The following is a 760-nucleotide window of genomic DNA, read 5'->3' on the forward strand; positions in this document are numbered from 1 at the left end:
AGCAGGTCATAGTGATCCGGTGGTTCTGAATGGAAGGGCCATCGCTCAACGGATAAAAGGTACTCCGGGGATAACAGGCTGATACCGCCCAAGAGTTCATATCGACGGCGGTGTTTGGCACCTCGATGTCGGCTCATCACATCCTGGGGCTGAAGTAGGTCCCAAGGGTATGGCTGTTCGCCATTTAAAGTGGTACGCGAGCTGGGTTTAGAACGTCGTGAGACAGTTCGGTCCCTATCTGCCGTGGGCGCTGGAGAACTGAGGGGGGCTGCTCCTAGTACGAGAGGACCGGAGTGGACGCATCACTGGTGTTCGGGTTGTCATGCCAATGGCACTGCCCGGTAGCTAAATGCGGAAGAGATAAGTGCTGAAAGCATCTAAGCATGAAGCCCCCCTCAAGATGAGATTTCCCATTCCGCAAGGAAGTAAGATCCCTGAAAGATGATCAGGTTGATAGGTCTGAGGTGGAAGCGTGGTGACACGTGGAGCTGACAGATACTAATAGATCGAGGACTTAACCTATATTCTAATGTGAAGCATGAACGTTGTTATCTAGTTTTGAGAGAACACTCTCAATGGTTTGGTGGCGATAGCGAAGAGGTCACACCCGTTCCCATGCCGAACACGGAAGTTAAGCTCTTCAGCGCCGATGGTAGTCGGGGGTTTCCCCCTGTGAGAGTAGGACGCCGCCAAGCTTTTCTAAAATTTTATCATCGCGGGGTGGAGCAGTTCGGTAGCTCGTCGGGCTCATAACCCGAAG

General features: G+C 52.5%; 2 rRNA genes. Both read left to right on the top strand.

The features are described from left to right. Positions 1–522 (top strand): 23S ribosomal RNA (locus SB816_RS29700); the annotation flags it as partial. A gap of 57 nt (positions 523–579) precedes the next feature. Then, positions 580–695 (top strand): 5S ribosomal RNA (rrf, locus tag SB816_RS29705). Positions 696–760: the final 65 nt, after the last annotated feature.

The sequence above is a fragment of the Achromobacter sp. SIMBA_011 genome, assembly GCF_046535435.1.
GTDB lineage: Bacteria > Pseudomonadota > Gammaproteobacteria > Burkholderiales > Burkholderiaceae_B > Achromobacter > Achromobacter dolens.